The organism is Kitasatospora sp. NPDC051164, assembly GCF_044455625.1.
GTDB lineage: Bacteria > Actinomycetota > Actinomycetes > Streptomycetales > Streptomycetaceae > Kitasatospora.
Genome location: NZ_JBITFB010000015.1, coordinates 82,892 through 102,470, shown reverse-complemented (window position 1 = coordinate 102,470; position 19,579 = coordinate 82,892). Strand labels below are relative to the sequence as shown.

The window sequence follows — 19,579 nt, the reverse complement described above, 5'->3', positions numbered from 1 at the left end:
GGGTTTTCCTGGTGTTCCCCCTCGCTCGACCTGCCGTTCGTAGTGGCCCCACCACCGGTGGACGTACCAGCGCACGGCGCCCGACCTACGGAGAATCGCGCAGTGGCCGCCGCCCCCGCCCAGCACTTCCCTCCCCGTACGCCCGGACCGGCCCGTCTGGTGGTGCTGGTCTCCGGCTCCGGAACCAATCTGCAGGCGCTGATCGACGCGGTCGCGGACCCGGCGTACGGCGCCGAGATCCTGGCCGTCGGCGCGGACCGGGACGGGATCGTCGGCCTGGAGCGTGCCGCGAAGGCGGGCCTGCCGACCTTCGTCCACCGGGTGAAGGACTTCTCCGACCGCGCCGCCTGGGACCGGGCGCTGACCGCCTCCGTCGCCGAGTACGAGCCTGACGTGGTGGTCACGGCCGGCTTCATGAAGATCCTCGGCCCCGAGTTCGTCACGGCCTTCGCCGGGCGGATCGTCAATACCCACCCCGCACTGCTGCCGTCCTTCCCCGGCGCCCACGGCGTCACCGACGCGCTCGCGTACGGCGTGAAGGTCACCGGCTGCACCGTCCACCTGGTCGACGCCGGTGTGGACACCGGGCCGATCATCGCGCAGGGCGTCGTCGAGGTCGTCGACGCCGACCACGCCGATGGCGGCGACGCGCTGCACGAGCGCATCAAGACAGTCGAGCGCAAGCTGCTCGTCGACGTCGTGGGCCGGCTGGCCCGCGAGGGCCACCGCATCGAGGACCGAAAGGTATGGATTCCGGCATGAGTGCCAGCTCCACCACGCCCCCCGTTTCGGAGAACATCCGTCCGATCCGTCGCGCGCTGATCAGCGTGTACGACAAGACCGGTCTGGAGGAGCTGGCCCAGGGCCTGCACGCCGCCGGGGTCGCCATCGTCTCCACCGGTTCCACCGCCGGCCGGATCGCCGCCGCCGGTGTCCCGGTGACCGAGGTCTCCGAGCTGACCGGTTTCCCGGAGTGCTTGGACGGGCGCGTGAAGACGCTGCACCCCCGCGTGCACGCCGGCGTGCTGGCCGACCTGCGGCTGGAGTCGCACCGCGCGCAGCTGGCCGAGCTGGGCGTCGAGCCCTTCGACCTGGTCGTGGTGAACCTCTACCCGTTCAAGGCCACCGTCGCCTCGGGCGCCACCCCGGACGAGTGCGTCGAGCAGATCGACATCGGCGGTCCGAGCATGGTCCGCGCCGCCGCGAAGAACCACCCGTCGGTGGCCGTCGTGGTCGACCCGGCCCGCTACGGCGACGTGCTGAAGGCCGCCCAGGGGGGCGGCTTCGACCTGGCCACCCGCAAGCGCCTGGCCGGTGCCGCGTTCGCCCACACCGCCGCCTACGACGTGGCCGTCGCCTCCTGGTTCGAGGCCGGCTACGCGCCCAGCGACGAGCGTTTCCCCGAGTTCCTGGGCTCGACCTGGGAGCGGCAGAACGTGCTGCGCTACGGCGAGAACCCGCACCAGGGCGCCGCGCTGTACAGCGACGGCACCGGCGGCCTGGCCGGCGCGCAGCAGCTGCACGGCAAGGAGATGTCGTACAACAACTACGTCGACACCGACGCCGCCCGCCGCGCCGCCTACGACCACGCCGAGCCGGCCGTGGCGATCATCAAGCACGCCAACCCGTGCGGCATCGCGACCGGCGCCGACGTCGCCGAGGCGCACCGCAAGGCGCACGAGTGCGACCCGGTCTCCGCGTACGGCGGCGTGATCGCGGTCAACCGCCCGGTCACCGTCGAGCTGGCCGAGCAGATCGCCCCGATCTTCACCGAGGTCGTCGTGGCCCCCGGCTACGAGGACGGCGCCGTGGAGGTGCTGACCCGCAAGAAGAACCTGCGGGTGCTGGTCGCCCCCGGGGCCCCGGCCAACCGCCAGGAGGTCCGCCCGATCTCCGGGGGCGTGCTGCTGCAGGACGCCGACCGGGTGCACGCCGAGGGCGACGACCCGGCGAACTGGACGCTCGCCACCGGCGAGGCGCTCTCCGCCGCCGAGCTGGCCGAACTGGCCTTCGCCTGGCGGGCCTGCCGGGCCGTCAAGTCCAACGCGATCCTGCTGGCCAAGGACGGCGCCTCGGTCGGCGTCGGCATGGGCCAGGTCAACCGGGTCGACTCCTGCAAGCTCGCGGTCGAGCGGGCCGGCGAGCGGGCCAAGGGCGCGTTCGCGGCCTCGGACGCCTTCTTCCCGTTCGCGGACGGCCCGGCGATCCTGATCGCGGCCGGCGTCAAGGCCATCGTCCAGCCCGGCGGTTCGATCCGTGACGAGGAGGTCATCGCGGCGGCCGCCGAGGCCGGCGTGACCATGTACTTCACCGGCGCGCGGCACTTCTTCCACTGATTCCGGACCGAGCCGGACCGAGCCGGTCGCCGGCCACAGAGCCGGCGTGACGCTATGACAGAGCGGCCCGACCCCTCCGAGGAGGGGCCGGGCCGCTCTGTCATACCGGTCGGACCGGTCAGTACCTCGGCCGGTTGAACCAGTTGACGCCGTCCCGGACGCACATGGCGGTGATCCAGATGATGCTGATCGCCAGCCACAGGAAGGCCATCACCAGGCCCACGGCGGTGCCGGCGGAGATGGCGCCCAGCAGGATCAGCAGGCCGACCAGGCCCCCGAGCGAGCCGTACACGATGGTGGTGATCCGGACGGTGTTGCCGCCCTTGCCGAACTTGGCGCCGAGCGTGATGGAGAGCGCGGCGAAGAGCCCGAACAGGACCGCGACGACGATGATGACGCTGGCGGCGGCGTCGCCCATCGCGGTGAACGGGTTGTCGCTGGTCGTCGTGTGCTTGATGGTGTTGGTGGCGTCCTTGGCGGCAGCTCCGATGACCAGGTAGATGATCGTCAGGATCGCCTGCACACCGCCCACGATGAACAGCAGCACCCGCGCGGTCATCACCAGGCCCGGCATCGACGCCGGCGCGGCCGGTGCGTAGCCGTAGGCCGGGGCCTGCTGCGGGTAGCCGTACGCGGCGGGCGGCGCCGGGGGCGCCTGCTGCGGGTAGCCGTAGCCCGGGGCGGCCGGCGGCTGGCCGTACGGGTTGTTCGGGTCGGGCGGATAACTCATGGATGCCTCCGGGCAGTTGCGGGGACGGGGACGGGACGGCGGACGCCCGGTGCCGGTCGGTGAGTCGGGTCGCCGACCAGGTGGGACAGTAGCGGAGCAGGGTGACAGCCCGGCGGCGGTGACGGGCGCCGTCGGCTCAGCAGCGCGGTGAGCGCCGGATCAGTGGAGCCCTCGACGGGCACAGCGCGGGCGGGACGGCGCCGCGACGGCCGGGCTGCTCGGTCTGCTGTGGTCGGCTCACTTGCTCTTTCCCCCGGGTACGCCCCGCCGCGGGACCCGTCGGCCCGTCACCGGGCCGGGGCGCGGCGGGAATGCCCGCTTATCGTGATCCGGACGGCAGCGCCCTGTCCAGCCGGTTCCACGGGCCGGGTCAAGAATGTGGCGCAACCGCAACGTGCGGCGGACCTTCGTGCCCGTCCGGTCACCCGGACCGGACCCGCCGCGAGACCCGCCCGCGGACCCGCTCGAGGACGCGTCGTGCACCCGACCGCGGGTCCGCCCGCGGGACGTGGCCGGCCGTGGTACGGCGACCTGCCGCGATCCGGGAGAATGGGGTCATGACTGCCCAGATTCTCGATGGCAAGGCCACCGCCGCCGCGATCAAGTCCGAACTCGCCGCCCGCGTGGCGGCCCTCAAGGCGAAGGGCGTCACGCCCGGCCTCGGCACCGTCCTGGTCGGCGACGACCCGGGCAGCCGCTGGTACGTGAACGGGAAGCACAAGGACTGTGCCGAGGTCGGCATCGCCTCGATCCAGCGCGAGCTGCCCGCCACCGCCACCCAGGAGGACGTCGAGAACGTCGTCCGCGAGCTGAACGCCGACCCGACCTGCACCGGCTACATCGTCCAGCTGCCGCTGCCCAAGGGGCTGGACCAGAACCCGGTCCTGGAGCTGATGGACCCGGACAAGGACGCCGACGGCCTGCACCCGACCTCGCTCGGCCGGCTCGCCCTGGGCATCGACGGCCCGCTGCCCTGCACCCCGCTGGGCATCGTCGAGCTGCTGCGCCGCCACGACGTCGAGATCAACGGCGCCGAGGTGGTCGTGGTCGGCCGCGGCATCACCGTCGGCCGCTCGATCGGCCTGCTGCTGACCCGCCGCTCCGAGAACGCCACGGTGACCCTGTGCCACACCGGCACCCGGGACCTGAGCGCCCACCTGCGCAAGGCCGACATCATCGTGGCCGCCGCCGGCGTGCCGCACCTGGTCAAGCCGGAGGACGTCAAGCCGGGCGCGGCGGTGCTGGACGTGGGCGTCAGCCGCAGCGAGGGCAAGATCGTCGGCGACGTCCACCCGGGTGTGGCCGAGGTGGCCGGCTGGATCTCCCCGAACCCCGGCGGCGTGGGCCCGATGACCCGCGCGATGCTGCTCAACAACATCGTCGAGGCGGCCGAGCGCCGCGCCGGCATCTGACACCCGAGGGACGGCGAGCATGACTGAACCGCGACCGGCGCGGTCCCGGCGCAGGCCGGTCAAGACCACCGGCATCCTGCCGCCCGAGGGCTCGTCCGCCGCCCTCGGGGGCGACCACGCCCTGCCGGTCCGGCAGTGGCCGATAACGCTGGTCCTGCTGGTGGTCGGCGCGGGCCTCGCGGTCACCTGGTTCGCCGACTTCAAGGACGGCTTCAAGTACGGGCTGCTGATCCTCGGCGGCGGCGTGCTGCTCGGCGCGGTGCTGCGCCTGGTGCTGCCCGAGGTCGGGATGCTGGCGGTGCGCAGCCGCTTCACCGACGTGATCGTGCTGACCTTCCTGGGCGCCTCGATCGTGCTGCTGACCCTGGTCGCGCAGCCGAACCCGTGGCTGCAGATCCCGCTGCTCGACAACATCGGCAAGCTGATGGGCCGGCCCAGGCACTGACCGGCCCGCGCGCCGATCGAACGGCCCCCGCCCGGCTCCCCGTCCTTCGGGAGCCGGGCGGGGGCCGCGGTGCTTCTGTGACGCATCAGCCACGCCCGCGCACGCGGCGTACGCTTCCCTTTGCGATAACCTGACGCCGGTCTCTCGATGTCGAGAGACCATCCTCGGCTCCAGTGCGCCGGTGTGCCTGGGGCACCTGGCGATTTGCTGGAGAAGGTAGAAATGACTCGCACCCCCGTCAACGTCACCATCACCGGAGCGGCCGGCCAGATCGGCTACGCGCTGCTCTTCCGCATCGCCTCGGGCCACCTGCTCGGTGCCGACGTGCCGGTGAACCTGCGCCTCCTCGAGATTCCGCAGGGCCTCAAGGCTGCCGAGGGCACCGCCATGGAGCTCGTCGACTGCGCCTTCCCGCTGCTGCGCGACATCGAGATCACCGACAAGCCTGAGGTGGCCTTCGACGGCGCCAACGTCGCGCTGCTGGTCGGCGCCCGTCCGCGCACCGCCGGCATGGAGCGCGGCGACCTGCTGCAGGCCAACGGCGGCATCTTCGGCCCGCAGGGCAAGGCGATCAACGCCCACGCCGCGGACGACATCAAGGTCCTGGTCGTCGGCAACCCGGCCAACACCAACGCCCTGATCGCCCAGCGCAACGCCCCGGACGTCCCGGCCGAGCGCTTCACCGCGATGACCCGCCTGGACCACAACCGCGCCGTCGGCCAGCTGTCCGCCAAGACCGGCGCCCTGGTCTCCGACATCAAGCGCGTCACCATCTGGGGCAACCACTCCGCGACCCAGTACCCGGACATCTTCCAGGCCGAGGTCGCCGGCAAGCCGGCCTTCGAGGCCGTCGGCAGCGACCAGGCCTGGCTGGAGAACGACTTCATCCCGACCGTCGCCAAGCGCGGCGCCGCCATCATCGAGGCCCGTGGCGCCTCCTCGGCCGCCTCGGCCGCCAACGCCGCGATCGACCACGTGTACACCTGGGTCAACGGCACCGCCGAGGGCGACTGGACCTCCATGGGCGTCGTCTCCGACGGCTCCTACGGCGTCCCGGCCGGCCTGATCTCCTCCTTCCCGGTCACCACCAAGGACGGCAAGTTCGAGATCGTCCAGGGCCTGGAGATCTCCGACTTCTCGCGCGGCCGCATCGACGCCTCGGTCAAGGAGCTGACCGAGGAGCGCGACGCGGTGCAGGAGCTGGGCCTCATCTGAGCCCGCTGAGCACTCCGGCGGCCCGTCACCCCTCCCCGGGGGCGGCGGGCCGCCGCCGTGTCCGGCCTCGGAGGCCCGCCTCCGCGCACCGGCCGCCCTACACTGGCCCGCTGTGAACGAAACCCTCGGGGACGCCGCGCTCGTCCTCGTCTTCATCCTGCTGGGCGGGCTGTTCAACGTCGCCGAGATCTCGCTGATCTCGCTGCGCGAGGGCCAGATCCGGACGCTGGAGGCGCTTGGCACCCGGCGCTCGGCCCGGGCTGCGCACCTGGCCGCCGACCCCAACCGCTTCCTGGCCGCCGTCCAGGTCGGGGTGACCTGCATGGGCTTCCTGTCCGCCGCCTTCGGCGCGGACACCCTGGCGGGCAAGGTCGCGCCGCTGTTCGTCCGGGCGGGCCTGACCGAGGGCGTGGCCGACGCGATCGCCCTGGTCAGCCTCACCCTGGTGATCAGCTACGCGTCACTGGTGCTCGGCGAGCTGACCCCCAAGCGGATCGGCCTGCAGCGCGCCGAGTCCATCGCGGTCATCGCCGCCCCGGTGGTGGACGTGATGTCGGTCGTGCTGCGCCCGGTGATCTGGCTGCTCGGCCACTCCACCAACCTGATGGTCCGCCTGCTCGGCGGCGACCCGGCGGCCGGGCGCGGCTCGATGAGCTCCGAGGAGCTGCGCGGCCTGGTCGCCGCCAACACCGAACTCGGCAGCGACGAGCGGGCGTTGATCGCCGACGTGTTCTCCGCCGGCGAGCGCCAGCTGCGCGAGGTGATGGTCCCGCGCACCGAGGTGACCTTCCTGGACGCCGAGCGCCCGCTGGCCGCCGTACGGCACCAGGCCGACACCTCGCCGCACTCGCGCTACCCGGTGGTCGAGGGCAGCGCCGACGCGGTGGTCGGCTTCGTGCACGTCCGCGACCTGTACGGCGCCCGCGGCGAACAGGCAGCCAAGGTCCGCGACCTGGCCCGCCCGGTCAAGCTGCTGCCCGGCACCAAGCGGGTGCTGGAGGCGATGGGGGAGATGCGCCGCGAGGGCCACCACCTGGCCATCGTGGTGGACGAGTACGGCGGCACCGCGGGGATCGTCACCCTGGAGGACCTGGTCGAGGAGGTCATCGGCGAGATCCGGGACGAGTACGACCGGCCGGAGTCCGCCCCCACCCGCCGGCTGGCCGGCGGCGGCATGGAGCTGGACGGCCTGCTCAACCTCGGCGACTTCGCCGAGGAGACCGGCGTCACCCTGCCCGAGGGCCCGTACGAGACGGTGGCCGGCTGCCTGGTCGCCTCGCTCGGCCGGCTGCCCCGGGACGGCGACCACGTGCGCATCCCGCTGGAGGGCGGCGGCGGGGTGCTGCTGACGGTGGCCAAGGTCGAGGGCCGGCGGATCGCCCGGGTGAGGGTGAGTGCCGTCACACTGGTGGAACCTCCAGGGGCGGACGTTTCCTGAGCGACCGGTGGAACTGGAACAATGGCCCGCATGGTCAACGCAGCGGTCACCGGTCCGGTCAAGGGCCGTCCCCGGGTACTCTCCGGCATCCAGCCCACCTCCGGCTCGTTCCACCTCGGCAACTACCTCGGCGCGGTGCGCCAGTGGGTCGACCTGCAGAAGGACAACGACGCCTTCTACATGGTCGTCGACCTGCACGCGATCACGGTGCCGCAGGACCCGGCGACGCTGCGCGAGAACACCCGGGTCTCCGCCGCCCAGCTGCTCGGCGCGGGCCTGGACCCGGACCACTGCACGCTCTTCGTCCAGTCGCACGTGCCCGAACACGCGCAGCTCGCCTGGGTGATGAACTGCCTCACCGGCTTCGGCGAGGCCTCGCGGATGACCCAGTTCAAGGACAAGTCCTCCCGGTACGGCTCCGAGAGCACCACGGTCGGCCTGTTCACCTACCCGATCCTCCAGATCGCGGACATCCTGCTCTACCAGGCGGACGCCGTCCCGGTCGGCGAGGACCAGCGCCAGCACGTCGAGATCACCCGCGACATCGCCGAGCGCTTCAACACCCGCTACAGCCCGACCTTCACCGTGCCGAAGCCGTACATCCTCAAGGAGACGGCGAAGATCCAGGACCTCCAGGACCCGGCCGTCAAGATGAGCAAGTCGGCCTCCTCGCCCAAGGGCCTGGTGGGCCTGCTGGACGACCCGAAGGCCAGCGCCAAGAAGATCAAGAGCGCCGTCACCGACACCGGCACCGTCGTGTCCTACGACGAGGAGGAGAAGCCGGGCGTCTCCAACCTGCTGCGCATCCACTCCGCGCTCAGCGGCCAGTCGGTCGACCAGCTGGTCGCGCACTTCGAGGGCAAGATGTACGGCGCCCTGAAGACCGAGCTGGCCGAGCTGTTCACCGAGTGGGTCACCCCCTTCCAGGAGCGCACCCGCACCTTCCTGGACGACCCGGCCGAGCTGGACCGGGTGCTGGCGATCGGTGCCGAGAAGGCCCGCGAGGTGGCGTCGGTGACGCTGGAGACGGTGTACGACCGGATCGGCTTCCTCCCGGCCGCCAAGCGGTGACTCCCGTCACACGCCTGCCCGGTGGTGACGACCGTGACTCGCCCTTCGCCTCCGAGCGCCCGGATTCGGCGCGCTCTTCGGCCCAGGGCGGGGAGGTCGTCACCATCGGCGTGTCCGTGAGCGTCCCGGATCCGTACGGCGTGGCGATCCAGGACGCCCGGGCCGGGCACGGCGATCCGCTGGCCCGGTCGATACCGACGCACGTCACCCTGCTGCCGCCGACCGAGGTGCCGGCCGAGCTGCTGCCGAAGATCGAGGAGCACCTGGCGGCGGTGGCGGCCGCGCACCGGCCGTTCCGGATGCTGCTGCGCGGCGGCGGGACCTTCCGCCCGGTCTCCCCGGTGGTGTACGTCCGGGTCGAGGAGGGCGCGCAGGAGTGCCGGCTGCTGGAGGCGGACATCCGCTCCGGCCCACTGGCCCGCGAGCTGGCCTTCCCGTACCACCCGCACGTGACGGTCGCCCACGGCCTGCCGGACGACGTGCTGGACCGGGCGTACGAGCAGGCGCGCGGTTTCCGGGCGTCGTTCCCGGTGCCGGGCTTCGGCCTCTCCCGGTTCGACGCTGACGAGGTCTGGCGGCCCTGGCGGAGCTACTCCTTCTCCTGAGTCGGGGTCCACGACCGACCTCCTGGGCCGGGGTCCACGACCGACCTGCTGGGCCGGGGCCCGCGACCGGCGCCGGGCTATCTCTCGCCCGACCGCGGTGCGAGCATCCGGTCGACCACCCGGCGGGCCGCGCCGCCGTCGTCCAGTGCGCAGTGCTCGGCCTGGAAGCGCCGGTAGCGCTCGACGCAGCCGGGCGGTAACCCGGCGCCGCTGTCGGCGAGTTCGCGCAGCGCGCCGAGCAGTTCGGCGGAGGTCGCCACCAGCGGGCCCGGGGCGTTCGACTCGAAGTCGAAGTAGAAGCCACGCAGGGTGTCGCGGTAGTGCTCCAGGTCGTAGGTGAAGAAGTACATCGGGCGGCCGGTGATCGCGAAGTCGAACATGATCGACGAGTAGTCGGTCACCAGGACGTCCGCGACCAGCAGCAGTTCCTGCGGGTCGGGGTAGTCCCCGCAGTCGTACCGGAAGCCGTCGCCCGCGCCCGGGAGGGGTTCGCGCACGTGCGTGTGCGGACGGACCAGCAGCACGTGGTCCTTGCCGAGCAGCCGCCGGGCGTGGTCGAGGTCCAGCCGCAGGTCGAGCCGGAAGCCGTCGCCGTCGCCGCGCCGCTGGTCCTCGCGCCAGGTCGGCGCGTACAGCACGATCCGCTTGCCGTCGGGGACGCCGAGCCGGCGGCGGACGGCCGCGGCGATCCGTCCGTCCGGGCGGGCGAGCATGTCGTTGCGCGGGTAGCCGGACTCCAGCACCTCGCCCCGGTAGCGGAAGGCGCGCCGCAGGATCGGGGTGGCGAACGGGCTGGGGGAGAGCAGCAGGCTCCACTGCGGGGTCTCCCGGTCGAGCGCCTCCAGGTAGCCGTGGTCGGCCAGCCAGGGGTTCTCGACGTCGTGGGCGATCCGCTTCAGCAGCGAGCCGTGCCAGGTCTGCACGACGACCTGGCCGGGGCGGCGCTCCAGGAAGTCCGGGAAGTGCGTGTTGCCGACCAGGTAGCGGCAGGTGGCCAGCGCCCGGTACCACTCCGGGCTCCAGATCCGCACCGGCGTGATCCCGGTCGGCACCTCGGCCTGTGCGTCGTCGACCACCCACAGGTGCTCCAACGGCGTGCTGCGGCGCACGAGTTCGGCGTGCACCGCGCGCGGGGAGTCGGCGTAGCCGCGGCCGCCGAACACGTCGTACAGCACCGCCTCGCGCAGCGGTTCGCGCCGGGCGGCCGGGTAGTGCTCGGCGCGCTGGCGGTGCTGCGTCCAGGCGCTGCGCTCGGCGGCGCCGAGCACCGGGGTGGAGTCCACCAGGAGGGTGTCGTGCCAGCGGCGCTGCAGCAGGATCCGCTTGCCGCCGGCCGTGGCGGCGGCGGGGACGGCGGGCAGCGCGGCGGGGGCGGCGAGCAGCGGGCGGCCCGGGCCGGAGCCGTCGGCGGGCTCCAGCGCGGCCTCCCAGATGCCCTTGCGCAGCGGCAGCGCGGCGCCGTCCGAGCCGGTGCGGGTGGCGGGCACCCGGGCCAGGAAGCGGCCGTCCGGGCCGGTCTCGACCGGGGTGCGGACCTCGCTCGCGGTGCCGGAGTGCCGCAGCACCAGTTCCAGTCGGTCCGCGGCCGGGTCCGGGCAGTGGCCGCACAGTTCGAAGCCGTCGGCCCGTACCGCGATCCGGTCGACCAGGCCGACCGCGGGCTGGACGCAGACCTGGAGGCGGCCGTCGGCGAGGTGCTTGAGGTAGAGCACGCGGCCGGGGGCGTCGGGCAGCGGGTGCTGGCCGGCCACCGGGCCGCCGCGCTCGTCGAGGCAGAGCTGTTCGGTGCCGCCGTCGGGCCGCAGCAGTTCGGCGTCCCAGTGCTCCGGTTCGCCGCTGCCGCGCCCTGCGGCGGTGAACGGCCGGTACGGCAGGCGGGTGGTGAAGGTGTTCCCGCCGCGGGTGAGCGGCTGCTCGATCACCGCGTCGCTCTGCCGGTGGCGCAGCCGCAGCACGGTGCCGGAGGGGCAGGAGTCGGCGATGCCGCCCAGGTCGAGGTCGACGGCGGTGCGGGCGGCCCGGGTGATCCGTACGGCCGGGCGCTCCAGCCGCAGCCGTAGCCGGCCGTCCTCGAAGTAGGGCTGGAGGCGGACGTCGCGGTCCACCCAGCGGGCCGGCGGGTATTCGCCGGAGCCGCACCAGTGCGGGGCGAGGGCGCCGTACTGGCGGCGCACCCGGGCGGCGCGGGGGCGGGTGAAGAGGGTGGTGTCGATCTGCCAGTCGCCGAGGAGCCACCGGCCCTCGCGGCGCAGTCGGCCGGGCGCCAGCAGCGCGGTGAAGCCGGACCAGTCGTGGTTGTACTCGGGCTGGGCGCTGTCGTCGGTGATCTCGGGCAGCCTGCGGGGCGTGGAGCGCAGGTGCAGCGGGGGCTCGGCCTGGTCCTCGTGGCGCAGGGTCAGCCAGGTCCAGGCGGAGCCGGGGCGGCCGGTGTCCAGTCCCTGGGGGCGGGCGAATCCGGTGAGCTCCAGGCCGCGGCCGTGCCAGCGGGCGCGCAGCAGCCCGAACACCACGTCCTCGTCGTCCGCGGGGCGGGCGGTGGTCACACGGGGAGCGGCGTGCGGCAGGACGAGCCGTGTGAGCACAGGCATGGCAATGGGGGCCCTTCGGAATGGAAATTCATATCCCATCCAGAAATGGCACCAAGGTCAACTGCACGCTTTTTCGAATTGCCCGGAGAATTCATTTCCTGGAACATGGGTGCGGAAATGATTCAGGGGTTCGAGGAAATGTCGAATATGGGCTCCGGGAAATGCGGAGGCGCCCGACACCGGTGGTGTCGGGCGCCTCTCGGACCGTTCGCGGTGACTACTCCTTGCGGAGCATCGCGTCGACCACCCGGGCGGCGGCCTTGCCGTCGTCCAGGTCGCAGTACGCCTCACGGAACGCGGCGGCCTTGTCCGCGAACTCGGCCGCGACCTCGTCCACCCGGCCGAGCGCGGAGACCAGCTCCTCGGAGGTGGCCAGCAGCGGGCCGGGCGCCTCCGCCTCGAAGTCCAGGCTGAATCCGCGCAGGTTGTCCCGGTAGTGCTCCAGGTCGTGGGTGAAGAAGAACATCGGCTTGCCGGTCGACGCGAAGTCGAACACGCTCGACGAGTAGTCCGTCACCAGCACGTCGGCGATCAGCAGCAGCTCCGCCATGTCGGGGTAGCTGCCGACGTCCCAGATGTAGCCGTTGCCGGCGCCCGGGATCTGCCCGCACATCACGTTGTGCCGGCGCACCAGCAGCACCTGGTCGTCGCCGAGCGCGGCCTTCGCCGCCTCCAGGTCGATCCGCAGGTCGATCTGGTAGCCGCCCTGCGGCCGGCGCCGGTCCTCGCGCCAGGTCGGCGCGTAGAGCACGACCTTCTTGCCCTCGGGCAGGCCGAGCCGCTCCCGGACCTGCTCGGCGGTCTTGTCCCGGTCGGCCGCGAACAGCAGGTCGTTCCGGGGCGCACCGCTCTCCAGGATCTCGCCCTTGAAGTCGAAGGCGCGCCGCAGCACCGGGGCCGCCCAGCTGCTGCCGGCCACCAGCAGGCTCCAGTTCGGAACCTCCCGGGCCAGGGACTTGAGGTAGTTGGAGTCGGTGAACCAGACCTTCTCGAAGTCGAAGCCGACCTGCTTCAGCGGGCTGCCCTGCCAGGTCTGCAGAACGACCTGGCCGGGGCGGCGGACGAAGAAGTCGGGCAGGTGGGTGCTGGTGACGATGTACTTGGCGGTGGCCAGCGCCTCGAACCACTCCGGGCTCCACAGCCGGACCGCCGACGCGCTCTGCGGCAGCTCGACCTGCATGTCGTCGCTGCCCCACAGGTGCTCCAGCGCCAGACCGCGGCGGACCAGCTCCTCGTGGACCGCCCGCGGCGAGTCGGCGTACATGCTGCCGTTGCCGGCGTTGTACAGCACCGTGTCGCGCACCGGCAGCCGACGGGCGGCCGGGTAGTCGACGCTGCGCAGCTGGCGCTGGCGGTAGCCGGACCGCTCCTCGGGCAGCAGCGCCGCGTGCGCCTCCAGCGACAGACCGTCGTGGTGGCGGCGCTCCAGCACGATGCGCTTGCCGCGGGACTCCACCTCCAGCGGCAGGGCGGCGAAGCAGACCGGGGTGACCTGCGCGGAGGCGTCGGTCAGCTTCTCGACCGGCGCGCCGACCTGGCGGAAGTAGACGTCCCAGGTGCCCTTGGCGAACGGCACCCGGCCGGCGAACGAGGCCGTCGGCACGGCGGGCAGCGCGGTGCGGAACCGGCCCTCCGAGATCTCCACCGGGTAGACGTGCTCCTCCTCGCGCCAGTTGTGCCGGACCACCAGCTCCCAGAGGTGCGCGCCGGGCAGCGGGAACGAGCCGCTGAGCAGGAAGCCGTCGGCGCCGCGCGAGGACACCTCGTCCACCAGCGGCTGCAGCAGCTGGTCGGAGAACTGCAGGTAGCCGCTGGGAGAGGGCTTGGAGTACAGCGCCCGGCGCAGACCGGCCGGGGCTTGCGGGTTCAGCGGCAGGTGCAGCTGCTCGGGCGCGTTGCGCTCGTCCCAGACCAGCCGGACGACGCTGCCGTCGGCCAGCAGCAGCGCGGTGTCCCAGCGGTCGCGGGCGCGCTCGGCGGCCACCGGGTCCAGCTCGGCCCAGGCCTCGCGGACGGCGGTCAGCTCGGCGACCTGGAAGGACGCGGTGAAGGGCTGCAGCGAGCCGACCGGCGCGTCCAGCTCCAGCGGGACGTCCAGGGCACGGTCCGACTCGACGTGGGTGAGCTGCAGCCGGGCCCCGGCGAAGCTCGGGCCGGAGCGGGCCGCGCCCGAGACCTCCACCCGGCCGGCGTGCGCGACCAGGCCGGTCACCCGGGCCTTCACCGTCTCGACCCGCAGGTAGACGAAGCTGTCCCGGACCCACGGCATGATCCGCACGTCCGGCTCGACCCAGTGCGAGGGGATGTACTGCGCGGTGTCGCTCCAGCCGGCCGAGATCCGGCCCTTGTACACCCCGCCCTTGCCCGCGCCGGCCACCAGGAAGCGCCAGTGCCCGTCCTTCCACTGGCCGCGGTGCTTGAGCTTCTTCGGGTCGAGGGAGACGGAGAAGCCGGACCAGTCGCAGCTGTACAGGTCGTGGTTGCAGCTCGCGGTGGCCTCGGGGCTGTACGTGGTCTTCATCGGCACCGCGATCACCCGGCGGCCCTTGGTCTCGCGCAGCACCAGGGTGCGGACCATGTCGTGCTTGTTGGCCGCGCCCAGCTGCTCCGGGTACGCGTGCCCGGTCAGCTGCAGCTTCCCGCCCACCCAGGCGCTCTCGTACAGCCGGCTGCGCATGACCAGCGAGTTGTCCAGCTTGAGCACGCCGGACGGCACGCTCTTGCGCCCGCCGCGCAGGAACGGGTAGTCGGCGTACGGGCGCAGCAGACCGCGGGCCTGGACACCGCCGCCGCTCTCGCCCTCGTACTTGATCTGCTCGACCAGCTCGTCCACCCGGCCCGCCAGGGTCAGGTGGAACTTCAGCCGCAGCGGCGCGCGCAGCTTGCGGACCTGCTCGGGGCCGATCGCCCGGAGCAGCCGGCTGACGTTCTGCACGTAGGCGTCCCGGTACTCCTTGTCGCCGTCCACGACGGACCAGAAGAACATCGGGATCTCCTCGACGAGGGTGTTCTCGTCGTAGGAGCGCAGGTACTGGGCGAAGCGCGGCTCGGTCTGCTTCTTCAGCCACTCGCGGACCAGCTCGACCGAGGCCACGCGGTCGATCAGGCCCTTCGGGTTGGTGCGCATCTGCGTGATCGACATCTCGCCGACCTCGCGCTCGCGCCAGTGGTAGATCGGCTCGGAGAGCACGTCCACGCTCTTGGCCAGGTAGTGGTGCGGGACGCTGACCGGGGCGTCCTCGTACAGGATGCCCTCGGGGTACAGGATGCCCGCGGCGTCGAAGAAGGAGCGCCGGTACACCTTGTTCCACGCGGTGCGGTCGGTGACCAGCGCCGGGACCTCGGTGATGTGGGTCTTGAGCTTGGTCTCCTTGAACGGCTTCACGTGGCCGCCGGACTGGTAGTAGCCCACGGCGCGGAAGCGCAGCACGTTGCCGGTGCAGAAGTCCGAGCCGGTCTCCTCCAGCGTGTTGATCATCAGCTCGTACGCGCTCGGCGGCATCGAGTCGTCACTGTCCACGAAGCACAGGAACTCGGAGTCCGGGTCGATGTGCCGGATGCCGGTGTTGCGGGCCGCGCCGAGGCCCTTGTTCACCTGGCGGACCAGCCGGAAGCGCGAGTCCTTGGCCGCGTACGCCTCGGCGAGCGCCGCGCTGTCGTCCTTCGAACCGTCGTCGACCATGACGCACTCGAAGTCCGTGAAGGTCTGGGCGGCGATCGAGTCGAGGCACTCGACGAGATAACGCTCGACGTTGTAGATCGGAACGACGATGGAGAGGCGGGGAGCCATCGGCTACGCAGGCCTTTCTGGGGAAGGAGCGTGGCAGCCCGGTGGGGGCCTGACCGCACTTTGATCGGTGCGTACGTGCGACCCGATCCTACCTCTGGGCCAGGGCCCTCCCCGGGGGCCACTACGCTGGGCCCGTGCCCCGCTTCAGCGTCGTCGTCCCCGTGTACAAGGTCCAGGACTACCTCGCCGAGTGCCTCGACTCGGTGCTCGGCCAGGACGGCCCGGACCTCGAACTGATCGCGGTGGACGACCGCTCCCCGGACGCCTGCGGCACGATGCTGGACGAGGCCGCCGCCGCCGACCCCCGGGTCCGGGTGCTGCACCTGCCGGAGAACGTCGGCCTCGGCCGGGCCCGCAACGCCGGCCTGGACGTCGCCGGCGGGGACTACGTGATCTTCCTCGACAGCGACGACACCCTCACCCCCGGCCTGCTCGAGGCCATCGACGAGCGGCTCGCCGCCACCGGCGACCCGGACGTCCTCGTCTACGACTACGCCCGCACCTACGTCGACGGCCGGATCACCCGGGCCGCCTCCGCCCACGTCTTCGGCGCCGCCTCCCCGGACGTCTTCGACCTCGCCGCCCGCCCCGACCTGCTCGACCTCCTCCAGGTCGTCTGGAACAAGGCCTACCGCCGCGACTTCATCACCGAGCAGCAGCTGGTCTTCCCCGCCGGCTACTACGAGGACACCCCCTGGACGTACCCGGCGCTGCTCGCCGCGAGCCGGATCACCCTCCTCGACCGGATCGGCGTGCACTACCGCCAGCGCCAGGAGGGCGGCAACATCCTGGCCACCGCGAGCCGCAAGCACTTCGACGTCTTCGCCCAGTACGACCTGGTCTTCGCCTTCCTCGACCGCCGCCCCGACCTGGACCACTGGCGCCCGGTCGTCTACGGCCGGATGCTGCACCACCTCAACACCGTGGTCTCCAAGCCCGGCCGGGTCCCGCCCGGCGACCGCCGCGAGTACTTCCGCCGCGCCGCCGCGCACTGCACCCGGCTGCGCCCCGCCGGCTACCGCCCGCCGGCCGGCGTGGACGGCGTACGCACCGAGCTCCTCAGCCACGGCCGCTACGGCGCCTACCAGGCCGTCCGCGCGGTGGCGAAGGCCCGCCGCCTCGTCAAGCGGTAGGCAGGTCCGCCGGATTCGGTCCCGCGCCTGAGGGCCATTCGGGGGACGGGCCGGTATAACCGGTCGGGTGGACTTCCTGACTCGCCTTCCGGCCATCGGCCCGCTCGTCGCCCGGGTGCTGCGCAGCCGCCCGTACCGGGTGTACGAGTACTTCTCCGCCGCCCGCGGCAACCGGCTGGCCGGCGCCGTGACCTTCTTCGGCTTCCTGGCCCTCTTCCCGCTGCTCACCGTGGGCCTGGCGGTCGCCGTCGCGACGCTCAGCGACAGCCGGGTGCACGACCTGCAGACCCGCATCTCCGACCAGCTGCCGGGCCTCTCGGACGCGCTCAACCTGCCGTCCCTGGTGGCCAGCGCGGGCGCGGTCGGGGTGGTCGGCGGGGCGCTGCTGCTGGTCTCCGGCCTCGGCTGGGTGGACACCATGCGCACCTCGATCCGGGACCTGTGGCAGCTCCCCGACGAGGAAAGCAACCCGGTGCTGCGCAAGGCCTGGGACGTCGTGGTGCTGGGCGGCCTCGGCCTGGTGTCGCTGTTCTCCCTCGCCGCCTCCGCCGCCGGGACGACCCTGGCCGGGCGGATCGCCGGCGCGATCGGCCTGGGCAGCGGCTACCTGCTGACCGGCGTCGGCGTCCTGATCGCCATAGGGTGCGACACCCTCCTGTTCGCCTACCTGCTGGCGCCGTTCCCCGGAATCACCGGCCAGCGCCGCCGGGACCTCCTGCAGGGCGCGCTGATCGGCGCGGTCGGCTTCGAACTACTGAAGCTCCTGCTCGCCTCCTACCTGGGCTCGGTCGCCGGGCGGAGCCTGTACGGGGCCTTCGCCACGCCGGTCGCGCTGCTGCTGTGGATCAACTTCGTCTGCCGGCTGCTGATGTACTGCGTCGCCTGGACCGCGATGGCCGACCCGGCCGCCGCCCGGGAACGGACCAGGGCGCACGGACGGGCCCTGCTGGAGGCCGCCGACGAGGCGGAGGCGCAGGCCGAGAAGGCCGCGGCGCGCCCGGAGAAGGCCGAGGCACAAGCGGAGCACGGCAAGGCGCACGCCGAGAACGGCAAGGCGCACGCCGAGAACGGCAAGGCCCGGTCCCAGGACTGAGACCGGGCCCGCTCGCTCGACGGGCGGTCAGCCGGCGGAGCGGCGCCGCCGCAGGACCAGCGCGCCGTACCCGACCCCGACCCCGGCCGGCACGACGGCCGACCAGCCGACGAGGCCGAGCCCGTCATCCCCGGCAGCCGCGGGCGCGCCCGCGGTGGCGGGCCCGGTGGCGGCGGGGGAGGGGTGCGGCGGCGGCGCGGGCGCACCGGCCGTGCCGCCGGCCTGGCCCGTCGGCTCGGCGCCACCCGGCGGGACCTCGTCGACCAGCTTGCCGACCGGCTGGACCTTGCCCGCCGCGGCGAAGCCCCAGTCCAGCAGGGCGGCCGTCTCGTCGTACACCTTCTGGTAGCTCGCCGGGTGCATCACCGTCACCAGCAGGGTGCGCCCGTCACGCTCGGCCGCCCCGACGAAGGTCGAGCCGGCGTTGGTGGTGGTGCCGTTCTTCACCCCGATCAGCCCCGGGTACTTGCCCAGCAGCCGGTCGGTGTTGGCGATCCCGAAGCTGCCGCGCTGGCCGGTGTTCTTGTCCACGGCGCCCGGGAACATCGCGTCCCGGGTGGCGCAGTAGCTCCGGAAGTCCGCGTTGCGCAGGCCGGCCCGGGCGAACAGCGACAGGTCGTACGCCGAGGAGACCTGGCCGTCCATGTCGTAACCGTCCGGGGAGACCACCCTGGTGTCCTTCGCCTGCAGCGCCTCGGCGCGCGCCTGCATCTCCGCGACGGTCTGCTGGACGCCGCCGTTCATGTGCGACAGGACGTGCACGGCGTCGTTGCCCGAACTCAGGAACACCCCGCGCCACAGGTCCTCGACCCGGTACTCCAGGTTCTCCTTGATGCCGACCAGGCTGCTGCCGGCGCCGATCCCCTGGATCTCCTCGTCGGCGACCTTGTGCACCGCGTTGCGGTCGAACTTGGGCAGCACGGTGTCCGCGAAGAGGATCTTCAGGGTGCTCGCCGGAGGCAGCTTGAGGTGCGGATTGTAGGACGCCAGCACCTCGCCTGACGTCGCGTCGGAGACTATCCAGGACTGGCCGGTGAGGTCGCCCGGCAGCGCGGGGGCGCCCGCCAGCGGGGCGACCTGCACCCCGGGGTTCCCCAGCCGCTCGCCGCCGACCGCGGCCGACGGTGGCGGCTGCTGCGGGGCCGCGACCGCCACCGGGGCGACGAGCAGGACCGGGAGGGCCGCGGTGACCGCGGCGCACAGACGCGCGAACGTGTGAGGGGGTGTGGGCACCAGCAGACCGTACCCATTCCCGACCCCGGGCGTCCGCCACTCCGGGCCCGTCCTCCGCAGGAGGGGCCCGCCGTACGCCGATCGGCGGCCCGCGCATACTGGGGACGCACACCACCTTCACACCCCCGTCGAGGACCACCCATGAAGCTCAGCCGCCGCACCTCCTGGTTCCTGACCGCCTTCGGGGTATGGTCGATCATCATCTGGACCACCTTCGTCAAGAACCTGTGGAAGGACTCCGGCGGCCAGGCCTTCACCAACGGCGACCACTCCCAGCCCACCGCCTTCTTCTGGGTCCACCTCCTCCTCGCCGTCACCTCCTTCGCCCTCGGCATCGCCGTCGGCACCATCGGCCTCCGCGGCCTCCGCGCCACCCGCCGCACCCCGGCCACCGACTGAAATCCCCGTTGCCGCTGTCAGTCCCCGCTGGCAGGATCGCCACCGCTCGTGCACGTATCGAACAGATCCGCAGACAAGGGTGGGGAATCCT

Annotated in this window: 15 protein-coding genes; 11 read left to right on the top strand and 4 right to left on the bottom strand. The window is 72.5% G+C overall.

Annotated elements, in window-relative coordinates; genetic code table 11:
- The first annotated feature begins 102 nt into the window (after positions 1-102).
- Positions 103-762, top strand: coding sequence for a phosphoribosylglycinamide formyltransferase (gene purN / locus ACIBEC_RS23055; RefSeq protein WP_360495175.1), 660 nt, complete (start codon positions 103-105; stop codon positions 760-762).
- Complete coding sequence (purH, locus tag ACIBEC_RS23050; RefSeq protein WP_360495178.1) at positions 759-2,336, top strand: bifunctional phosphoribosylaminoimidazolecarboxamide formyltransferase/IMP cyclohydrolase; 1,578 nt, start codon at positions 759-761, stop codon at positions 2,334-2,336. The genes purN and purH overlap by 4 nt, the downstream gene beginning before the upstream one ends.
- Before the next feature lie 118 nt (positions 2,337-2,454).
- Here the strand turns inward: purH and ACIBEC_RS23045 are convergent, their stop codons facing one another.
- Positions 2,455-3,066: a hypothetical protein gene (locus ACIBEC_RS23045; RefSeq protein ID WP_360495181.1), complete on the bottom strand. Its 612-nt coding sequence runs from the start codon at positions 3,064-3,066 to the stop codon at positions 2,455-2,457.
- Positions 3,067-3,623: 557 nt separating this feature from the next.
- On the opposite strand from ACIBEC_RS23045, the gene ACIBEC_RS23040 reads away from it, so the two are divergent.
- From ACIBEC_RS23040 to ACIBEC_RS23015, 6 genes are all read left to right on the top strand, one after another.
- On the top strand, positions 3,624-4,478 hold the full coding sequence (locus tag ACIBEC_RS23040; protein WP_360495184.1) for a bifunctional methylenetetrahydrofolate dehydrogenase/methenyltetrahydrofolate cyclohydrolase: 855 nt from the start codon (positions 3,624-3,626) through the stop codon (positions 4,476-4,478).
- Between the two features lie 19 nt (positions 4,479-4,497).
- Positions 4,498-4,923: a DUF3017 domain-containing protein gene (locus tag ACIBEC_RS23035; protein ID WP_360495187.1), complete on the top strand. Its 426-nt coding sequence runs from the start codon at positions 4,498-4,500 to the stop codon at positions 4,921-4,923.
- Between the two features lie 222 nt (positions 4,924-5,145).
- Entirely contained in the window at positions 5,146-6,138 is a 993-nt protein-coding gene (locus ACIBEC_RS23030; protein ID WP_360495190.1) for a malate dehydrogenase, read from the top strand.
- A gap of 112 nt (positions 6,139-6,250) precedes the next feature.
- Entirely contained in the window at positions 6,251-7,576 is a 1,326-nt protein-coding gene (locus ACIBEC_RS23025; protein WP_360495193.1) for a hemolysin family protein, read from the top strand.
- A gap of 30 nt (positions 7,577-7,606) precedes the next feature.
- Complete coding sequence (trpS, locus tag ACIBEC_RS23020; protein ID WP_360495196.1) at positions 7,607-8,647, top strand: tryptophan--tRNA ligase; 1,041 nt, start codon at positions 7,607-7,609, stop codon at positions 8,645-8,647.
- Positions 8,648-8,763: 116 nt separating this feature from the next.
- Complete coding sequence (locus ACIBEC_RS23015) at positions 8,764-9,252, top strand: 2'-5' RNA ligase family protein (protein WP_360495199.1); 489 nt, start codon at positions 8,764-8,766, stop codon at positions 9,250-9,252.
- A 77-nt stretch (positions 9,253-9,329) separates the two neighbouring features.
- Here the strand turns inward: ACIBEC_RS23015 and ACIBEC_RS23010 are convergent, their stop codons facing one another.
- Positions 9,330-11,840 (bottom strand): CDP-glycerol glycerophosphotransferase family protein, encoded by a 2,511-nt coding sequence (locus tag ACIBEC_RS23010; RefSeq protein ID WP_360495202.1) that lies wholly within the window; start codon positions 11,838-11,840, stop codon positions 9,330-9,332.
- A 217-nt stretch (positions 11,841-12,057) separates the two neighbouring features.
- The gene (locus tag ACIBEC_RS23005; RefSeq protein ID WP_360495205.1) at positions 12,058-15,630 is read right to left on the bottom strand and encodes a CDP-glycerol glycerophosphotransferase family protein; all 3,573 of its coding nucleotides are present in this window, start codon (positions 15,628-15,630) and stop codon (positions 12,058-12,060) included.
- A gap of 134 nt (positions 15,631-15,764) precedes the next feature.
- Between ACIBEC_RS23005 and ACIBEC_RS23000 the strand changes: the two genes are divergently transcribed.
- Positions 15,765-16,763 carry a glycosyltransferase family 2 protein gene (locus ACIBEC_RS23000; RefSeq protein WP_396288739.1) on the top strand — a complete coding sequence of 333 codons (999 nt, stop codon included), beginning with the start codon at positions 15,765-15,767 and terminating at the stop codon, positions 16,761-16,763.
- Positions 16,764-16,830: 67 nt separating this feature from the next.
- Positions 16,831-17,856 carry a YihY/virulence factor BrkB family protein gene (locus ACIBEC_RS22995; protein ID WP_360495208.1) on the top strand — a complete coding sequence of 342 codons (1,026 nt, stop codon included), beginning with the start codon at positions 16,831-16,833 and terminating at the stop codon, positions 17,854-17,856.
- Positions 17,857-17,883: 27 nt separating this feature from the next.
- Here the strand turns inward: ACIBEC_RS22995 and ACIBEC_RS22990 are convergent, their stop codons facing one another.
- The gene (locus tag ACIBEC_RS22990; protein WP_396288737.1) at positions 17,884-19,089 is read right to left on the bottom strand and encodes a D-alanyl-D-alanine carboxypeptidase family protein; all 1,206 of its coding nucleotides are present in this window, start codon (positions 19,087-19,089) and stop codon (positions 17,884-17,886) included.
- 141 nt (positions 19,090-19,230) lie between these two features.
- On the opposite strand from ACIBEC_RS22990, the gene ACIBEC_RS22985 reads away from it, so the two are divergent.
- Positions 19,231-19,488 carry an SCO4848 family membrane protein gene (locus ACIBEC_RS22985; RefSeq protein ID WP_030059128.1) on the top strand — a complete coding sequence of 86 codons (258 nt, stop codon included), beginning with the start codon at positions 19,231-19,233 and terminating at the stop codon, positions 19,486-19,488.
- The last annotated feature ends 91 nt before the right edge of the window (positions 19,489-19,579 follow it).